We start from the raw sequence: 16,527 nt of genomic DNA on the forward strand, positions 1-16,527 counted from the left end.
GGGGCGGGCTCAGCCGGCTCGCTCCCAAAGCTCGAAATCCGCCGCGCATTTGCGGCGCAGCTTCGCTTCGATCTCGGGAGACAGCGCCAGATCGGCGCGCGGCGAGACGTTCTCTCGCGGCAGATCCAGCTGCAGCCCAAGACGCTCTTCCAGAAAGCCGGTGATCACCGCTTGGTTCTCGTAGCGGAACAGATGCGTGACGTTGGTGCCATTGGGCCGCGGCTCGACGAATTTCGCCTGACTGCCGACATTGGCGAAGGGCGGGCGCTCGCCGCGGGTATAGGCCTCGACGAAATCGTCGAAGCTGAGGCCGCGGGTCGAGGTGGGCTTGCCCTCCAGAAACCCGCGCTGGCGATAGCGATACCACGAGCCGAGCCAGGACACCGGCTCGCGCACCACGGCCATAAGCTCCATATGCTCGACGCCCATCTTCTCAAACATCGGCCGGAAGAAGCGGTTGTAGCGGTAGACCGGCGCGTGTTTCAGCTCGGGCGGGTCGAGCACCGCCATCGACGCATGTGGCCCCAGCGCCGCCTCATAGGCAGAGGTTCCCGTCTTTGGAACCGCCAGCAGCACCAGCCGCGCCTTCCAGAACACCAGCATTCCCGTCCCCAGCTTTGTCTTTTTGCCGATAAACTACTCTTTAACCATGTTTCGCAAGACTTACGTGAGTTCGTGCTTGAAATGTTCTCTTTTTGGTCCCATAACGGCAAGTAAGAACAAGAGGCGAACAAAAGCAGCGATTGCCGCCCCGGACGCGGTGTGAAATAAGGATCGGAAATCATGGCAACGGCAGATCTTCTGACTATGGACAGCAAGCGCAACGCGGACAGGCAAAAGGCACTCGACTCGGCGCTGGCCCAGATCGAGCGGCAATTCGGCAAGGGCTCGATCATGAAGCTGGGCGGCGACAACGCCCTGCGCGACATCGAGGCAACCTCCACCGGCTCGCTGGGGCTCGACATCGCCCTCGGCATTGGCGGCCTGCCCAAGGGCCGGATCATCGAGATCTATGGCCCGGAAAGCTCGGGCAAGACCACGCTCACCCTGCATGCGGTGGCCGAGGAACAGAAAAAGGGCGGCGTTGCGGCCTTTGTCGACGCGGAACATGCGCTTGACCCGCAATACGCCAAGAAACTGGGCGTCGATCTTGACGAGCTGCTGATCTCGCAGCCCGACACCGGCGAACAGGCTCTGGAAATCACTGACACGCTGGTGCGCTCGGGCGCGGTGAGCCTCGTGGTGGTCGACTCCGTCGCCGCGCTGACCCCCAAGAGCGAGCTTGAGGGCGACATGGGCGACAGTTCGGTCGGCGTGCACGCCCGCCTGATGAGCCAGGCGATGCGCAAGCTTACCGGCTCGATCGCGCGCAGCAACTGCATGGTGATCTTCATCAACCAGATCCGGATGAAGATTGGCGTGATGTTCGGCTCGCCCGAAACCACCACCGGCGGCAATGCGCTGAAGTTCTACAGCTCGGTGCGCCTCGACATCCGCCGCATCGGCTCGATCAAGGACCGGGACGAAGTGGTCGGCAACGCCACCCGCGTCAAAGTGGTGAAGAACAAGGTCGCGCCGCCGTTCAAACAGGTCGAGTTCGACATCATGTACGGCGAAGGCATTTCGAAAACCGGCGAACTGCTGGACCTTGGGGTCAAGGCCGGAGTGGTCGACAAATCCGGTGCTTGGTATTCCTACGGGGACGAGCGCATCGGTCAGGGGCGTGAGAACGCCAAGAACTACCTGAAGGAAAACACCCAGATCGCCACCGAGATCGAGGATAAGATCCGGGCGGCGCATGGGCTCGAGTTCAACGGCAGCGACGGCGACGACGCGGTCACCGAGGACTGAGGCGCGGACCACTGGTGCTGACCGCCAGTCGGGACCGCTGACGCAGCGCCGATGGCGCGATCGCGACATGCGTATTTGAAAAGAGAAGAAGGGGCGGGCCTTGGCGGGCGCGCCCCTTTTTTTCCTTTGCCGCAGCGGGCTGTGGCGGTGGCGGAGAGGCTTGCGGGGAACCTCTGGCGTCGGATGCTGGTTTTGGCTACGCAGCTTTAGGGAGGAGCGATATGAAACATCTTCTTGCACCCATTGCGCTCGCGGCGCTTTTGCCCGCCGCAGCTTTCGCGGATGTGGAGCGCTTGCAGGCCGAAGGTTCGGTGGCCGAGGTCGCGGACAGGCTCGAGGCCAGTATCAAAGCCGCGGGAGCGAGTGTCTTTGCGCGCGTCGATCACGGCGCGGGCGCGCAGGCGGCGGGGATGGAGCTTGCCGAGGCGCAGCTTCTGATCTTCGGCAACCCCAAGCTCGGCACGCCCGCCATGCAGGACGACATGCGGGCCGGGCTCTACCTACCGCTGAAGATGCTGGTCTATGCGGGCGAGGATGGCGAAACGCAGATCCTCTGGGAGGAGCCGGAGGAGACCTTCGACGATCTCGATATCGACGATGACGCCGCGTACATCGAGAAGATGGAGGAGGCGCTGCAGCGCTTCGCCACCGCGGCCGCCGGAGAATAGGCGTGGAAGGCCTTGCAGGCAAACAAAAAAGCCACGGCGCTGCCGTGGCTTTGATGCGTCATGGGCAGGGCGCGTTTACATCGAGAAGCTGGTACCGCAGCCGCAGGAGCTGGTGGCATTGGGGTTCTCGATGGTGAAACGCGCGCCGATCAACTCTTCGGAGAAATCGATCACTGCGTCGGTCAGGAAGGGCAGCGAGACGCTGTCCACCACCACGCGCTCACCCTGACGTTCGAGCACGAGATCGTCCTCGGCGGCCTCGTCGAGGCGGATGTCATACTGAAAGCCCGAGCAGCCGCCGCCTTCGACGGCGATGCGCAGCGCCTTGCCCTGCGCGCCCGCACCGATCTCGGCGAGGCGCTCATAGGCGCGGTCAGTCACTTTCGGGGGCAGGTTCATGGGCGGCCTCAAAGGTTTATCTCCCGGTCGGTCCATAATATAGGGATCCTCAAGAGCAGCGGCAACCACCCGGCGCAGCCGTGCCAACCACCGTGCCGTGAGCCGCGACCCGATGCGCTGAAAGGCTGAAGAGATGGCTATCTATTCCTGCGACCCCGAAGGGGCGAGACCCCGCCGCGTGGCGGAAGAGGAAAGCGCGTTCCGCTCGTGCTTTCAGCGTGACCGCGACCGCATCATTCACAGCTCGGCCTTCCGCCGGCTCAAACATAAGACGCAGGTCTTCGTCGAACATGAGGGCGATTTCTACCGCACCCGGCTCACCCACAGCATCGAGGTGGCGCAGGTGGCGCGCACCATGGCCGGCGCGCTGGGGCTGAACACCGACCTGACCGAAGCGGTGGCGCTGGCGCATGACCTTGGGCACACGCCCTTTGGCCATACCGGCGAGGATGCGATGCATGATCTGATGGCGCCCTATGGCGGCTTCGATCACAACGCCCAGACCCTGCGCATCGTCACCCGGCTCGAGTGCCACTATGCCGAGTTCGACGGGCTGAACCTCACCTGGGACACGCTGGAGGGGATCGCCAAGCACAACGGCCCGCTGCTGCCGCTGAAAGAGGGTGAGACGCTGCCGCTGGCGCTGGCCGAATATAACGCCGAGCATGATCTGGAGCTTCACACCCATGCCAGCGGCGAGGCGCAGGTGGCGGCGATCGCCGACGATGTGGCCTATAACAACCACGATCTGCAGGACGGGCTGCGCGCCGGGCTGTTCACCGAAGAGGATATCGCCGATCTGCCGCTGATCGCGCCCGCCTATGCCGAGGTCGACCGGCTCTATCCGGGCCTCGACGCCTACCGCCGCCGCCATGAGGCGCTGCGCCGGGTCTTCGGCTATATGGTCAGCGACGTGATCGACACCAGCCGCGCCCGCATCGCCGCCGCGAACCCGCAGAGCTGCGACGACATCCGCGCGCTTGGCCATCCGGTGGTGGCCTTCTCGGATGAGATGTACCGCGAGCTGAAACAGGTGCGGACGTTCCTCTTCACCCGCATGTATCGCGCCCCTTCGGTGGTGGTGATCCGCGAGAAGGTGACGCAGGCGCTGATGGAGCTGTTCCCGATCTATATGAACAACCCGTTGCTCTTGCCGGCGCGCTGGCGCGCGACCGAGCCGCGCGGCGAGACCGAGCTTGCGCGGATGGTGGCCGATTACGTGGCCGGGATGACCGACCGTTTCGCCCTGCAGCAGCATGCCAAGCTCACCGGCAAGGATATCCTGCACGACGTGCCATGAGCCCGTGTTAGCCTGTGCTCTGGACAGAGCTGCCCCGCGGACCAGATCATGGACGCGGGAGGCGCGGGACAGACGAAAGGGCCCATGAATGACCGGACCTGATATGGGCGGGATCGACCCTATACTTGGCTTCGCCCTCGTGGGCGCGCTTGGCGTGGGATCGCAATGGCTTGCATGGCGGATGAAGCTGCCGGCGATCGTGGTGATGCTGGTGGCGGGGCTGGCCATCGGGCCGGGTCTCGGCATTCTCGATCCGCATGGCGATTTCGGCGAGCTGATGGAGCCGATGCTGGCGATCGCCGTGGCTATCATCCTGTTCGAGGGTGGGCTGACGCTCAACTTTCAGGGGCTGCGCGACGCGCGGCTTGGGGTGCGGCGGCTGATCTTTGTCGGCGCTCCGCTGGGCTGGCTGGCCTCGGCGGCGGCGCTGCATTGGGTGGCGGGGCTGAGCTGGGAGAGCTCGGCGGTCTTCGGCGGCATCATGATCGTCACCGGCCCCACAGTGATCGCGCCGCTCTTGCGGCAGGCGCGGCTGAAACACCGCCCCTCGGCGCTGTTGCAATGGGAGGCCATCGTTAACGACCCGGTCGGCGCGCTGGCGGCGGTGCTCGCCTTCGAGGTGGTCACCGTGCTGGCCGATGCCGTGTCCATGAGCGAGGCGCTGGTCGATATCGCGGTGGGCATTCTTGCGGCTTCGGCGCTGGGGGTGCTGGGCGGCTGGGGGCTGTCGCAGGCCTTCAAGCGCGGCAAGGTGCCCGAGTATATGAAGGTGCCGGTCCTGTTCGTGTCGATGCTGGCGGTCTTTGCGCTGGCCGACTCGGTGCTGCATGAAAGCGGGCTGCTGGCGGTAACGCTGATGGGCGTGTGGATCGCCAACGCCGGGCTCGCCAGCTACGAAGAGATGCGCCGCTTCAAGGAGCACGCGACGATCCTGCTGGTGTCGGGCGTGTTCATCCTGCTCGCCGCCAATATGAGCCGCGAGACGCTGACGTCGCTCGACTGGCGCGCCGCCGCCTTCGTGCTGTCGGTGATCCTGCTGGCGCGGCCGATTCCGGTGCTGATCTCGCTCATTGGCACCAATCTGCCGTGGTCCGAGCGGCTGCTGGTGGCCTTCACCGGGCCACGCGGCGTGGTGCTGGTGGCGGTGGCCGGGCTCTTTGGGCAGCGGCTGGTGTCGCTGGGGATCGAGGACGCGGGCCGCATTCCGGCGCTGGCCTTCGCGCTGGTGGCGGCGACGGTGGTGCTGCATGGCTTCACGCTGGCGCCCATGGCGCGGCTGCTGGGGCAGACCGCGACCGAGACGCCCGGCGTGCTGATCACCGGCGGCTCGCGCTGGTCGGTGGCGCTGGGTCTGGCGCTGAAGAAGCTGGAACTGCCCGTTCTGATCGCCGATCCCAACCACGCGCATCTGCGCGACGCGCGCAAGGCGGGGCTCGATACGTTTTTTGGTGACATCCTGTCGGAAGCCGCCGAGCATCGGCTCGATCTGGTGAGCTACGAGCATTTGATCGCCGCCACCGACAATGACGCCTACAACACGCTGGTGGCCACCGACCTTGCGCCGGATTTCGGGCGCGAGCACATCTTCCAGCTCAAGCCCCAGCGCGACAGTTCGTCCCGCCACGCACTGCCCGCCACGCTGGGCGGGCGCCGCTTCGGGCCGGACGAAAGCTATTGGGAGGGCAACGCGCGCATCTCCGAGGGCTGGGAATTCCGCGTCTCGCGGCTCACCGAAGAGTTCACGCTGGAAAACTGGCGCGAGATGAACCCGCGCGGGCATATCGTGGCCGATCTTGGGCCCAATGGCACCTTCCGCCTGCTCGGGCCGGACGATGCGCCGAAAGAGGCCGACGGCGTGCGGCTGGTGGTGTTGGCGCCCAAGCGCGAAGAGCGCAAGGAAGACCGCCGCGACGAGAACGGCAATGACACGCTGAAGGGCGCGAAAGCGGTCTAGGGCAGGGGCCGGGGTTCGGTTTCGGGGCCGCCTGCCGGCGTTCCAGCACATTCCCGGCCATTCCGCCGCTCTCTGCATTTGACCCTGCGGGCCAAGATGGTAGAGGAGCATCCGACCGTATGGAGACAGATAGATGAACCTCTTCACCGACATTCGCGCGCTTGTCCTTCAGGCAATCGAGGCGCTGCAGTCCGAAGGCGCGCTGCCCGAAGGGCTGGCGACCGCCGCCGTGACGGTGGAGCCGCCGCGAGACCCCTCGCATGGCGACATGGCGACCAATGCCGCGATGGTGCTGGCCAAGCCCGCCAAGCAAAAGCCGCGCGACATCGCCGAGGCGCTCGCCGCCAAGCTGGGCGCCGACAGCCGGATCGCCAGCGCCGAGGTTGCGGGGCCGGGGTTCCTCAACCTGCGCCTCGACCCGTCGGTGTGGCAGGCGCTGCCCGCCACCGTGCTAGAGGCCGGCACCGACTATGGCCGCTCGGACATGGGGCAGGGGCTGAAGGTCAACGTCGAATATGTCTCGGCCAACCCCACCGGCCCGATGCACGTGGGCCATACCCGCGGCGCTGTCTTCGGCGATGCGCTGGCCTCGCTGCTGGACTACGCGGGCTACGCTGTGACGCGCGAGTATTACATCAACGACGGCGGCGCGCAGGTCGATGTGCTGGCGCGGTCGGTGTACCTGCGCTACCTCGAAGCGCATGGCCGCACCGTTGAGTTCGAAGCCGGAACCTACCCGGGCGAGTATCTCATCGGCGTCGGCGAGAAGCTGAAGGCGCAGGTTGGTGACAAATATGTCGATCAGCCCGAGGCCGAATGGCTCGAAGAGGTGCGCAACTTCGCCACCGACGAGATGATGGGCATGATCCGCGAGGATCTGGCGCTGCTCGGCGTGAAGATGGATCATTTCTTCTCGGAAAAGTCGCTCTACGGCACCGGCAAGATCGAGGCCGCCATCGACTCGCTGAAAGAGAAGGGCCTGATCTACCGCGGCGTGCTGGAGCCGCCGAAGGGCAAGAAGCCCGAGGATTGGGAACCGCGCGAGCAGACCCTCTTCAAGTCGACCGAGCATGGTGACGACGTCGACCGCCCGATCATGAAGTCGGACGGCAGCTGGACCTATTTCGCCCCCGACATCGCCTATCACTACGACAAGGTGAGCCGCGGCTTCGACATGCTGATTGACGTGTTCGGCGCCGACCACGGCGGCTACGTCAAGCGGATGAAGGCGGCGGTTTCGGCGCTGTCGGATGGCAAGGTGCCGCTGGATATCAAACTGATCCAGCTGGTTAAGCTCTTCAAAAACGGCGAAGAATTCAAAATGTCCAAGCGGGCGGGGACCTTTGTCACCCTGCGCGACGTGGTCGAAGAGGTTGGCCCCGATGTCACCCGTTTCGTCATGCTGACCCGCAAGAACGACGCCTCGCTGGACTTCGATTTTGCCAAGGCCGTCGAGCAGAGCCGCGAGAACCCGGTGTTCTACGTGCAATACGCCCACGCGCGTGTCTGCTCGGTGATGCGCAAGGCGCAGGAGGCGGGGATCGACGTCAGCGATGCGGCGCTTTCCAAGGTCGATCTGTCGGGCATGACCCATGAGGCAGAGCTGTCGCTGGCCAAGAAGGTCGCCGAATGGCCGCGCCTCGTCGAGATCGCCGCCAAGGGCCACGAGCCGCATAAGGTTGCCATCTGGCTCAACGAACTGGCCTCGGATCTGCACGGTCTGTGGAACCGCGGCCACGACGAGCCCGACCTGCGCTTCCTGCAGGACGATCCGACTGTCAGCCAAGGCAAAATCGCGCTGGCACGGGCCGTCGCGGTTGTCATTTCGGCGGGTCTTGGTATCTTGGGCGTGACCCCGGCAGAAGAGATGCGCTGACATAAGGCGCCTCGGGGCAACAAGGCAGAGCAAGATGGCCGGCAGCGACACCCGTCGCCGGCCCGACAGGCAGACCGAGGCAGACATGGCGGACTACCCGGCGGATTATTCCGCGGACTACCCCGATTACCCCTATGAGGGGCCGGAGGCACCGGCCCCGTCCGGGCGCCGCGCCGCATCGCTGGCCAATTGGGCCGGCGCGGCGGTGTCGCTGGCGCTGGTCGTTGGCGTTGGCGTCTGGGGCTACGATCTTCTGATGCGTGATGTGAACGGGATCCCCGTGGTGCAGGCCATGGACGGTCCCATGCGCGTCGCGCCCGAGGATCCGGGCGGCTCGACCGCCGACCATCAGGGGCTTGCGGTCAACGCCGTAGCCGGGACCGGCACCGCCGCGGGCGGCGCGGACCGGCTGCTGCTGGCGCCGCAGGGCATTGGCCTCTCGGACGAAGATATCCCGCAATCGCGGCTGGCCGAGGCGCGGCGCAACGCCGACCGGATCGAACCGGCGGTCTTGTCCAGCGACGCGTCCGGCGAGGGGCTGAGCGATGATCTGGCCGAAGGCGGCGAGGTCGATCCGATTCAGGCGCTTGCCGATCAGATCGCCGCCAATGCCAAGCCGCTCAGCGATCTTGATGGCGAGAACGGCGAGGGCGAACTGGTCGCCAGCGTCACCGGCGCCGCGCCCGCGGGCGCGCTGATCCGCTCGCTGCGGCCCTCCACCCGTCCCGGCGATCTGCTCAACCAGCCGGTCGCATTGGCCCCGGCAGAGCCCGAAGCCGTTGGCCCCGAAGAGATCAGCCCCGACACGCTGCCCGCGGGCACACGGCTTGCGCAGCTTGGCGCCTATGTCAGCGCCGATGTGGCGCGCGAGGAATGGCAGCGCTTCAGCGCCCGGTTCGGCGAGTTCATGGACGGCAAGGATCGGGTGATCGAAAAGGCAAGCTCGGGCGGGCGCACCTTCTACCGGCTGCGCGCTGCGGGCTTTGACGATCTGGCCGACGCGCGCCGCTTCTGCGCCGCCTTCGTTGCCGAAAACGCCGACTGCATCCCGGTGACCACCCGGTGAGCCGCTTCGGAGCGACTATTCTGGCCCCGCTCGGCCCGGTGCTGAGCGAGGACGAGGCGCGTTTCTTTGCCGAAGCGCGCCCGTTCGGCTTCATCCTCTTTGCCCGCAACCTTGATACGGCGGAGCAGATCCGCGCGCTCTGCGACGATCTGCGCGCCGCTGTGGGCTGGCACGCCCCGATCTTCATTGATCAGGAGGGGGGCCGCGTGCAGCGCCTGCGCCCGCCGCTCGCCACCGAGTTCCTGCCGCCGCTCGACGAGGTGATGCAGGCCGGACCCAACGCCGCGCGCGCCATGGAACTGCGCTATCGCCTGATCGCCGCCGAGCTTCTGGCGCTGGGGATCGACGGCAATTGTGCGCCCATGCTCGATGTGGCGCGGCCTCAGACCCATGCCTTCCTGCGCAACCGCTGCTATGGCGAGAGCCTGTCGCAGGTCGTCGAAATGGGCAAGGCCGCGACCAAGGGCATGGTCGATGGCGGCGTGCTGCCGGTGATGAAACACCTGCCCGGTCATGGGCTTGCGCAGCTCGACAGCCATAAAGACCTGCCGCGCATCGACGCGCCGCGCGCGGAGTTGGAAGAGGTGGATTTCGCCGCCTTCCGGCCCTTCGCCGATCTGCCGCTGGCGATGACCGCGCATCTGGTCTTTGAAGGGCTCAACACCAAGCCCGCCACCATCGACCCGGCGATGATCACGCTCATTCGTGAAAACATCGGCTTTCAGGGCCTGCTGATGACCGACGACATCTCGATGGAGGCGCTCTCGGGCAGCATCGGCGCGCGCAGCGCGGCCTCGATTGCCGCGGGCTGCGATCTGGTGCTGCATTGCAACGGCAAGATGCCCGAGATGGAGCAGGCTGTGGGCGAGGCGGGCTTGATGACAGAGGCTGCGCAGACGCGCGCCGAGGCGGCGCTGCGCACGCGCACCGTGCCTGCCGAGATTGACATAGCGGCCCTCAGGGCCGAACGTGAGGCCTTGCTGGCCGGGCACCGCTGATCACATGCAGGACAATTCGCAACTGGAGTTCGAGACGCTCAGCGTCGCCGACCGTCTTGCGGCGGAGGCGCTGATCGTCGACGTCGAGGGCTATGAGGGGCCGCTCGACCTGCTGCTGTCGCTGTCGCGCACGCAAAAGGTCGATCTGCGCAAGATCTCGGTGCTGGAGCTGTCGCGCCAGTATCTCGCCTTCGTCGAGCGCGCCAAGGAGCTGCGCATCGAACTGGCCGCCGACTATCTGGTGATGGCCGCTTGGCTGGCCTTCCTGAAATCGCGCCTGCTGCTGCCGCCCGATCCCACCGAAGAGGGGCCGTCGGGCGAGGAACTGGCCGCCCACCTTGCCTTCCAGCTCGAGCGTCTGCAGGCCATGCGCGACGTCGCCGCCCGGCTGATGGCGCGCGACCGTCTGGGCCGCGACTTCTTCGCCCGTGGCATCCCCGAAGACATGCAGCGCGTGCGCAAGGTGAAATACACCGCCTCGCTGATCGACCTGATGCAGGCCTATGCCCGCATCCGCACCCGCGACGAGTTCCGCCCCTTCGTGATGGACCGCCACGATGTCTTCACCATGGAGCAGGCGCTCGACCGGATGCGCGGGCTGATGGGCTTTGCCGGGGAGTGGACCGACATTTCCGGCTGGCTGCCCGATGGCTGGTCCGAGGATCCCATGCGCTGGCGCTCTGCCACCGCCGCCACCTTTGCCGCCTCGCTGGAACTGGCCAAGGAAGGCCATGTGGAGATCCGGCAGGACGAGACCTTCGCGCCGATCCATCTGCGCAAGAGAGAGACCCCGCGTGAGTGAAGATATCGACGATTTCCGCCCCGAGCAGCCTGCCGAGGAGGATCAGGACAGCCTGTTCGAGGCACCGCCCATGGGCGCGCAGGAGCGCATGGTCGAGGCCATCCTCTTCGCCTCTGCCGAGCCGGTGACGGTGCGCGAGCTTGAAGACCGCATGCCGCATGGCTGCGATCCCGCCGAAGCGCTGGCGCATCTGCGCAAACGCTATGAGGGGCGCGGCGTGCATGTGGTGCGCGTCGGCGACGCTTGGGCGATCCGCACCGCGCCCGACCTCGGTTTCCTGATGCAAAAGGAAACGGTGGAGACCCGCAAGCTCTCGCGCGCGGCGATCGAGACCTTGGCCATCATTGCCTACCACCAGCCGGTCACCCGCGCCGAGATCGAGGAGATTCGCGGCGTCAGCGTTTCGCGCGGCACCATCGACCAGCTTCTGGAGATGGAGTGGATCCGCTTTGGCCGCCGCAAGATGACCCCGGGCCGCCCCGTGACCTTCGTGGTGACGCAGGATTTCCTCGACCAGTTCGGGCTGGAGAACGCGCGCGACCTGCCGGGGCTGAAGGAACTTCGCGCCGCCGGTCTGCTCGACAACCGCCCGCCGCCGGGCAGCATTTCGCTGGGTCAGAAAGACGAGGACGACGAGGAAGACGAAGCCCCCGGTCAGTCGGAACTGTTCGAAGACTGACTCCGTCTTTGCCAGTCCAAGGCGCGCTGCAGACGTCAAAAGGCCCCGATAAATCGGGGCCTTTCGTATTTATAATCAGACCATTGTGGCGATAAGTTAGCGCACGACCTGAACGATGCGTCGGGTCTCGGGGTCGATCAGCACGGTCTGCTGGTTGACGTTGAGATACTCAAAGTCGCTCTCCGGCACCTCATAGACCTCGATCTCCTGCGGGATGCCTGCGCCCACGGCGACTTCACCGTTCAGATAGACCGGCTCGACCGGGTTGCGTTCGATATAGGTGACGGTCTTTTCTTCGGCGTTGTTGGCCGCGCCGGTCACGGCACCCAGCACCGCGCCTGCTGCGACGGCAGCCGGGCCGCCCACCAGCAGCGAGCCCACGGCCGCGCCCCATGCACCGCCGACGCCTGCGCCAGCTGCGGCATTGTCCTTGTCTTCATAGGTGATGGTCTTCACCTCGACGCGATCGCGATTTTCGTAAAGCACAACCGGCTCGTCCTCGACCGGGGTGGTCAGATAGGCGGAATAGGCCCAGCCTTCCACACCTTCATAGCTCACCTCGCACCATTCCGCGTCTGCCAGGCAGCCCTTCACGTCAACTTCGGCGTCCGAGGGGATCACGTTCTCGATCTGGTACTGCGGGCCGGGGCCTGCGCGCAGGTTCAGCTCGGTGGTGGCCGAGGCGCTCATCGCGGCGGAGACGGGAGCGGCAACTAGAGCGGCAAGCGGCAGCGAAAGCAGAAGCGTTTTCTTGGTGGTCATCGGAGTAATCCTTTCTGATCTTTGGCGGCCGCGCTGCGATCCGCCGTTCTGGTGCCTCAACCGCAAGATCAGCAAGACCGTTCCCGGAAAGATGAAAAAACCGCCCGAAGTGATTGATATTTCATTGTTTGGGCGGAATGGCGCTTGGCGGCTTGGTGAATTGGAACAAGATCGCAACGGGGGGAGTTATCTTGCCCTCGCGCGATCTGGGTATGCTTTTGACGTCGCCCGGCAGCCGGTGATGGCAGGTCCGCGCAGGTTTTCGTCAAATGCGTCGGAGTAAGTCGAAGATCGCGGCGCGGCGGCGGCGTCATCTAAAGCCCGCCTTAACTGCGATCTGCGAGGATGCCTGTCTTACCAAGCGAATTCCGGAGGCCGGACAGGTGGATCACAGTGCGAAATTTCAGGCTCTGACGGCGCAGAACGGCGTGTTTCTCGCGCCCGCCCATCCCAGCCTCCGGCCCCTCGCGTGGACGCGCATGGTCTGTCTGGTGCTGGCCGGTGCGCTGCTGCTGATCGCGGCAGAGGGGCATATCTACGGCATCTCGCGTCTCTATGCGCCTAGCGGCGACGCGGCGCTGTCTCTGCCGACGCTGCTGGCGGGGGTCGCGGCGCTGTCGGCGACGTTGCTGCAGCGGCCCCTGCGCCGCTCTGACGGGCGCGAGACGCTGCTTTGGCTCATGGTCATTGCGCTGTGCCTGCTCACCGGGCTCGGCTACCGCGCAGGGATCACCGTGGGCGCCGGGCGCATGGGCGGCAACACCGCGGTGTCCTTCGTGCTGCTGGCCGGGGCGCAGCTTTGCTACCGGCGGCTGCCGCTGTCGTCTTTCAGCCTGACGCTGATGACCATGTTCCTGCCGTTCATCGCCGCCGTGGGCTATCTCAACGGACAGCCCGTGATGTTCGGCGATATGTCCCTGTCCACATCGCTGCTGCTGCTGGCGCTTGGGGTGGCCAATGTTTCCAGACATGCCCGCCGCGCGCTGCTGCGGCCGCTGGTCAGCGGCTCGTCCTCGGGGCGGATCGTGCGCGGCATCCTCCTCGCGTGGCTCGTGCTGGTGGCGGTGCAGGCGGTCTCTGTCCGCTTCGTGCCGGGCCCATGGCTCGAATTGTCGAGCGTGACGCTGATGCTGGTGGACACGCTGGTGATGCTGGCAGCGATCCTCTTTCTTGGCGGCAAATTTGACGCCAGCGCCTCGCGGCTGCGTCTCACCGAATGGCGGCTCTACCGTGCTGCGATGCGCGATCCGTCGACGGGCATGCGCACCCGGGCCTCGGCGGAGCTGTACAGCGCCACCTTCGGGCCGCTGACCAGCCAAGGGCTCGTGCTCCTCGAGGTTGAGGGGATAGACGCTTTGGAGGCGCGCTATGGCCGCACCGCCGCCGAACGGGTGCTGCGGCTGGTCTCTGTCGGGCTGCACCGCGACCTCGCACCAGAGGAACTGCTTTGCCGCGACGAGGATATGGGCCTCATGCTGCTAGCCCGGAACTGCACACTGGATTCCCTGACGATGCGGGCGCAGGACCTCTGCGCGCGGGGCGGGGAATTGCGCGATCCCGAGCGGGAATTGCTGCCGATTGCGCTCACCGCTGCTGTGGTTATGGCGCGGCGCGGCGACGGCGATCTCGGGCCTGCGCTGCGCCGGGCGCGGCAGGCGCTGGATGAGGCCCGCAAGCAGGGCGAGCGGGGCGTGGTCCTCTGTGAGGCGGCGTGACGCTTCGGCGGTCAGCGCGGAGTCTTATGGGGTCTTAGCTGCGAAAGTGCTTCGACAGCTTCAGACCCTGACCCTGATAGTTCGAGGCGATCCCGGCCCCATAAAGCTGCTCTGGGGGCTCATCCATACGCTCATAGACCAGCCGCCCGACGATCTGCCCATGCTCAAGCACGAAGGGCGCTTCGTGGCAGCGCACTTCCAGAACCCCGCGAGAGCCGCTGCCCCCCGCCGCGGAATGGCCAAAGCCGGGATCGAAAAAGCCCGCGTAATGCACGCGGAACTCGCCGACCATGGCCAGATAGGGCGCCATCTCGGCAGCGTAGAGCGGCGGGATATGCACCGCTTCGCGGCTGACGAGAATGTAAAATGCGTCGGGGTCGAGGATCAACTGCCCGCGCGAGGCCTGCAGCGGGTCCCAGAACTCCGCCGGGTCATACTGCCCGATCCGGTCGAGGTCGATCACCCCGGTGTGCGGCTTGGCGCGCCAGCCGACAAGTTCGCCAGCGCCGGGCTGCAGGTCGACGGAAAAGCCAAGACCCTCGCCAATCACCGCCGGGCCGCCGCTGACCAGCGTTTCGGCCTCATGCAGGGTGGCAAGCTCGGCGTCGCTCAGCACCGACTGGCCGCGCCGAAAACGGATCTGGTTGAGCCGCATGCCGGTGCGCGCCAGCACTGAGAAGGACCGGGGGCAAATCTCGGCGTAGAGCGGGCCCTTGTAGCCGGGCGCGATTCGATCAAACTCGGTGCCGCCGTCGGTGATCGTGCGGGTCAGCAGGTCGAGCCGCCCGGTCGAGCTTTTGGCATTGGCGACGGCCGAGAGGTCTTCGGGCAGATCGAGGCTTTCGAGCAGCGGCACCACATAGACGCAGCCCTTTTCCAGCACGGCGCCTTCGGTGAGGTCGACGCGGTGCATCTCAAACTCCTGCAGCCGCGCGTCCAGCGGGCGTCCGGCCCCGGCGAGGAAGGAGGCGCGCACGCGGATCGCCTCATGGCCGAGTCGCAGATCGAGGCTGGCGGGTTGGATTTGCCCCTCGACGAGCGGTGCTGCGCTGCGGATGGCTCCGCTGTCGACGAGCGCCGAAATCTGCTGGCTGGCGAGCACCCCTGTCATGGTCACGATCCCCCGGTATTGCGTTGAACTTGCTTAGCAAGCGGCGTGGGCGAGGGGAACGGCAAATGCGCGCGGGCAGCGCTTCGGGCGCGGCTGTGTGACAGCGGCCCTCAGGGCAACACAGCAGCTACGCCCAAGGGCGAGCGGTGCAAAATTTCGATGTTTTTAGAGAGGCTTACCTCTGGCCGTTTCTCTCACCCCGAGGGGAGGAACAAGTCAGAAACGGCGGCGGGGGTGAATTGGTCGGGCTAGCAGGACTCGAACCTGCGACCTTCCGTCCCCCAGACGGACGCGCTACCAGGCTGCGCTATAGCCCGACTTGTGAGGCCGGTATTTACTGGTTCTGAGCGCAGGCACAACCCCTAATGCGCAAGTTTTTTCACCAATTTTCTCACGCCGCCGAATGGCTGTCGCGCGCGGCGACGAAGGCGCGCAGCGCGGCCAGTTGCGCGCGGGCAGAAACCGCTTGCTGCGCGGTCAGTTGCGGGGCTGTGGCGAGCGCCGTGAGTGGGCCGGACGCGGGCTGGGGCAGGCTGTCGAGCTGCGCCACCTCGGGTAGCGGGGCAGCGACCGCGGGGGTGTCAGCCGCGCCTTCGGCGCTTCCGGCCTCGGGCAGAGGCGTGGCGCCACGATCTTCCAGCGATTGCGTCAGGAAGTCGGGAAGCGGCTCTTCCGGGGTGTCGACAGGGTCTGCGGGCAGGGCCTCAGCGTTTGCCTGAGGGTCGGGCTGCCAGAGCGCGTCATCGGTGGCGGTCTGCGGCTCCGGATCGCTGGCCTCGGCAAAGAGCGGTGCGTCGGGCGCAGTGGAGTCGGGCTGGGGGGCAGGCGCCGGTTCGGCGGAGGCTTCCGACTCGGCCTCGGGCAACGCGGCTTGCGGCTGCGCGAAGGGCAGGACGGTGGCGCTGTCTTGTTGCGGTGCGGGCTCGGCAGCGGTCGGCGCGGCAGGGGCCTCGGCGACATCCTCGCCGCTTTCGTCCAGCAAGCCGGGCGGCGGCGCGATGGCCGCCACATGTTTGACGCCCTGTTCGCGCAGCACCTTCTGCACGCCCTTGATGGTCAGCCCGTCGTCATGCAGCAGCTGCCGGATCCCTGCCAGAAGCGCGACGTCATTGGGCCGGTAGTAGCGGCGGCCGCCGGCGCGTTTCACGGGTTTGACTTGGGTGAACTTGGTTTCCCAGAAGCGCAGCACATGCGCCGGGGTCTCCAGCAGTTCGGCGACCTCGCTGATGGTGCGGAAGGCGTCGCGCGACTTGCTCATGTGGTCGGTCCCCTCAGAAGCGCCCCCCAGACGAAGCGCTGGGGCGCGGGGCGGAGGGGACGCAGGGTTGCAGTTGGATCAGCGCGGG

The 16,527-nt window shown here is 66.1% G+C and carries 16 protein-coding genes and 1 tRNA gene; 11 read left to right on the plus strand and 6 right to left on the minus strand.

The window, feature by feature from the left end; all coding sequences use genetic code 11:
- Positions 1 to 9 precede the first annotated feature (9 nt).
- The gene (locus G0A00_RS09620) at positions 10 to 603 is read right to left on the minus strand and encodes a gamma-glutamyl kinase (RefSeq protein WP_164181879.1); all 594 of its coding nucleotides are present in this window, start codon (positions 601 to 603) and stop codon (positions 10 to 12) included.
- A gap of 180 nt (positions 604 to 783) precedes the next feature.
- Here G0A00_RS09620 and recA point away from each other — a divergent pair, with 180 nt between their 5' ends.
- Positions 784 to 1,851, plus strand: coding sequence for a recombinase RecA (gene recA / locus G0A00_RS09625; RefSeq protein WP_164181881.1), 1,068 nt, complete (start codon positions 784 to 786; stop codon positions 1,849 to 1,851).
- Positions 1,852 to 2,072: 221 nt separating this feature from the next.
- Positions 2,073 to 2,519 (plus strand): DUF302 domain-containing protein, encoded by a 447-nt coding sequence (locus G0A00_RS09630; protein ID WP_164181883.1) that lies wholly within the window; start codon positions 2,073 to 2,075, stop codon positions 2,517 to 2,519.
- 75 nt (positions 2,520 to 2,594) lie between these two features.
- Here G0A00_RS09630 and G0A00_RS09635 read toward each other — a convergent pair whose 3' ends face one another.
- The gene (locus tag G0A00_RS09635) at positions 2,595 to 2,918 is read right to left on the minus strand and encodes an iron-sulfur cluster assembly accessory protein (RefSeq protein ID WP_164181885.1); all 324 of its coding nucleotides are present in this window, start codon (positions 2,916 to 2,918) and stop codon (positions 2,595 to 2,597) included.
- Between the two features lie 133 nt (positions 2,919 to 3,051).
- On the opposite strand from G0A00_RS09635, the gene G0A00_RS09640 reads away from it, so the two are divergent.
- From G0A00_RS09640 to scpB, 7 genes are all read left to right on the plus strand, one after another.
- Positions 3,052 to 4,218 carry a deoxyguanosinetriphosphate triphosphohydrolase gene (locus G0A00_RS09640; protein WP_164181887.1) on the plus strand — a complete coding sequence of 389 codons (1,167 nt, stop codon included), beginning with the start codon at positions 3,052 to 3,054 and terminating at the stop codon, positions 4,216 to 4,218.
- Positions 4,219 to 4,306: 88 nt separating this feature from the next.
- A complete protein-coding gene (locus G0A00_RS09645; RefSeq protein ID WP_164181889.1) occupies positions 4,307 to 6,172 on the plus strand; it encodes a sodium:proton antiporter in 1,866 nt (621 codons plus the stop codon).
- Between the two features lie 133 nt (positions 6,173 to 6,305).
- On the plus strand, positions 6,306 to 8,048 hold the full coding sequence (gene argS / locus G0A00_RS09650; protein WP_164181891.1) for an arginine--tRNA ligase: 1,743 nt from the start codon (positions 6,306 to 6,308) through the stop codon (positions 8,046 to 8,048).
- Between the two features lie 34 nt (positions 8,049 to 8,082).
- Positions 8,083 to 9,114 carry an SPOR domain-containing protein gene (locus G0A00_RS09655; protein ID WP_235953060.1) on the plus strand — a complete coding sequence of 344 codons (1,032 nt, stop codon included), beginning with the start codon at positions 8,083 to 8,085 and terminating at the stop codon, positions 9,112 to 9,114.
- Positions 9,111 to 10,112 (plus strand): glycoside hydrolase family 3 N-terminal domain-containing protein, encoded by a 1,002-nt coding sequence (locus tag G0A00_RS09660; RefSeq protein WP_368667680.1) that lies wholly within the window; start codon positions 9,111 to 9,113, stop codon positions 10,110 to 10,112. Before G0A00_RS09655 ends, G0A00_RS09660 begins: the two co-directional genes overlap by 4 nt.
- Positions 10,113 to 10,116: 4 nt before the next feature.
- A complete protein-coding gene (locus G0A00_RS09665; RefSeq protein WP_066106391.1) occupies positions 10,117 to 10,914 on the plus strand; it encodes a ScpA family protein in 798 nt (265 codons plus the stop codon).
- A 70-nt stretch (positions 10,915 to 10,984) separates the two neighbouring features.
- Complete coding sequence (gene scpB / locus G0A00_RS09670) at positions 10,985 to 11,593, plus strand: SMC-Scp complex subunit ScpB (RefSeq protein ID WP_164182008.1); 609 nt, start codon at positions 10,985 to 10,987, stop codon at positions 11,591 to 11,593.
- A 96-nt stretch (positions 11,594 to 11,689) separates the two neighbouring features.
- Here scpB and G0A00_RS09675 read toward each other — a convergent pair whose 3' ends face one another.
- Positions 11,690 to 12,355: a DUF1236 domain-containing protein gene (locus G0A00_RS09675; RefSeq protein WP_066106394.1), complete on the minus strand. Its 666-nt coding sequence runs from the start codon at positions 12,353 to 12,355 to the stop codon at positions 11,690 to 11,692.
- Between G0A00_RS09675 and G0A00_RS09680 the strand changes: the two genes are divergently transcribed.
- Complete coding sequence (locus G0A00_RS09680; protein ID WP_164181893.1) at positions 12,345 to 12,638, plus strand: hypothetical protein; 294 nt, start codon at positions 12,345 to 12,347, stop codon at positions 12,636 to 12,638. The two genes, G0A00_RS09675 and G0A00_RS09680, sit on opposite strands and share 11 nt — an antisense overlap.
- 100 nt (positions 12,639 to 12,738) lie before the next feature.
- On the plus strand, positions 12,739 to 14,070 hold the full coding sequence (locus G0A00_RS09685; RefSeq protein ID WP_164181897.1) for a diguanylate cyclase: 1,332 nt from the start codon (positions 12,739 to 12,741) through the stop codon (positions 14,068 to 14,070).
- A 34-nt stretch (positions 14,071 to 14,104) separates the two neighbouring features.
- Here G0A00_RS09685 and G0A00_RS09690 read toward each other — a convergent pair whose 3' ends face one another.
- The 3 genes from G0A00_RS09690 to G0A00_RS09700 all read right to left on the minus strand — a co-directional run bounded on the left by G0A00_RS09690 (position 14,105) and on the right by G0A00_RS09700 (position 16,439).
- Positions 14,105 to 15,181: a 2'-deoxycytidine 5'-triphosphate deaminase gene (locus tag G0A00_RS09690; RefSeq protein WP_164181898.1), complete on the minus strand. Its 1,077-nt coding sequence runs from the start codon at positions 15,179 to 15,181 to the stop codon at positions 14,105 to 14,107.
- 240 nt (positions 15,182 to 15,421) lie between these two features.
- A tRNA-Pro gene (locus G0A00_RS09695) sits at positions 15,422 to 15,498 on the minus strand.
- 74 nt (positions 15,499 to 15,572) lie between these two features.
- Positions 15,573 to 16,439: a MerR family transcriptional regulator gene (locus tag G0A00_RS09700; protein ID WP_164181899.1), complete on the minus strand. Its 867-nt coding sequence runs from the start codon at positions 16,437 to 16,439 to the stop codon at positions 15,573 to 15,575.
- Between the last annotated feature and the right edge of the window lie 88 nt (positions 16,440 to 16,527).

It is taken from the genome of Salipiger sp. PrR002 (assembly GCF_010500775.1).
Classification (GTDB): Bacteria; Pseudomonadota; Alphaproteobacteria; order Rhodobacterales; family Rhodobacteraceae; genus Salipiger.

Bases quoted from the DNA above. Each gene is read 5' to 3' on its own strand.
- G0A00_RS09620 (WP_164181879.1), bottom strand. From the start codon at position 603: ATGCTGGTGTTCTGGAAGGCGCGGCTGGTGCTGCTGGCGGTTCCAAAG.
- recA (WP_164181881.1), top strand. From the start codon at position 784: ATGGCAACGGCAGATCTTCTGACTATGGACAGCAAGCGCAACGCGGAC.
- G0A00_RS09630 (WP_164181883.1), top strand. From the start codon at position 2,073: ATGAAACATCTTCTTGCACCCATTGCGCTCGCGGCGCTTTTGCCCGCC.
- G0A00_RS09635 (WP_164181885.1), bottom strand. From the start codon at position 2,918: ATGAACCTGCCCCCGAAAGTGACTGACCGCGCCTATGAGCGCCTCGCC.
- G0A00_RS09640 (WP_164181887.1), top strand. From the start codon at position 3,052: ATGGCTATCTATTCCTGCGACCCCGAAGGGGCGAGACCCCGCCGCGTG.
- G0A00_RS09645 (WP_164181889.1), top strand. From the start codon at position 4,307: ATGACCGGACCTGATATGGGCGGGATCGACCCTATACTTGGCTTCGCC.
- argS (WP_164181891.1), top strand. From the start codon at position 6,306: ATGAACCTCTTCACCGACATTCGCGCGCTTGTCCTTCAGGCAATCGAG.
- G0A00_RS09655 (WP_235953060.1), top strand. From the start codon at position 8,083: ATGGCCGGCAGCGACACCCGTCGCCGGCCCGACAGGCAGACCGAGGCA.
- G0A00_RS09665 (WP_066106391.1), top strand. From the start codon at position 10,117: ATGCAGGACAATTCGCAACTGGAGTTCGAGACGCTCAGCGTCGCCGAC.
- scpB (WP_164182008.1), top strand. From the start codon at position 10,985: ATGGGCGCGCAGGAGCGCATGGTCGAGGCCATCCTCTTCGCCTCTGCC.
- G0A00_RS09675 (WP_066106394.1), bottom strand. From the start codon at position 12,355: ATGACCACCAAGAAAACGCTTCTGCTTTCGCTGCCGCTTGCCGCTCTA.
- G0A00_RS09690 (WP_164181898.1), bottom strand. From the start codon at position 15,181: ATGACAGGGGTGCTCGCCAGCCAGCAGATTTCGGCGCTCGTCGACAGC.
- G0A00_RS09700 (WP_164181899.1), bottom strand. From the start codon at position 16,439: ATGAGCAAGTCGCGCGACGCCTTCCGCACCATCAGCGAGGTCGCCGAA.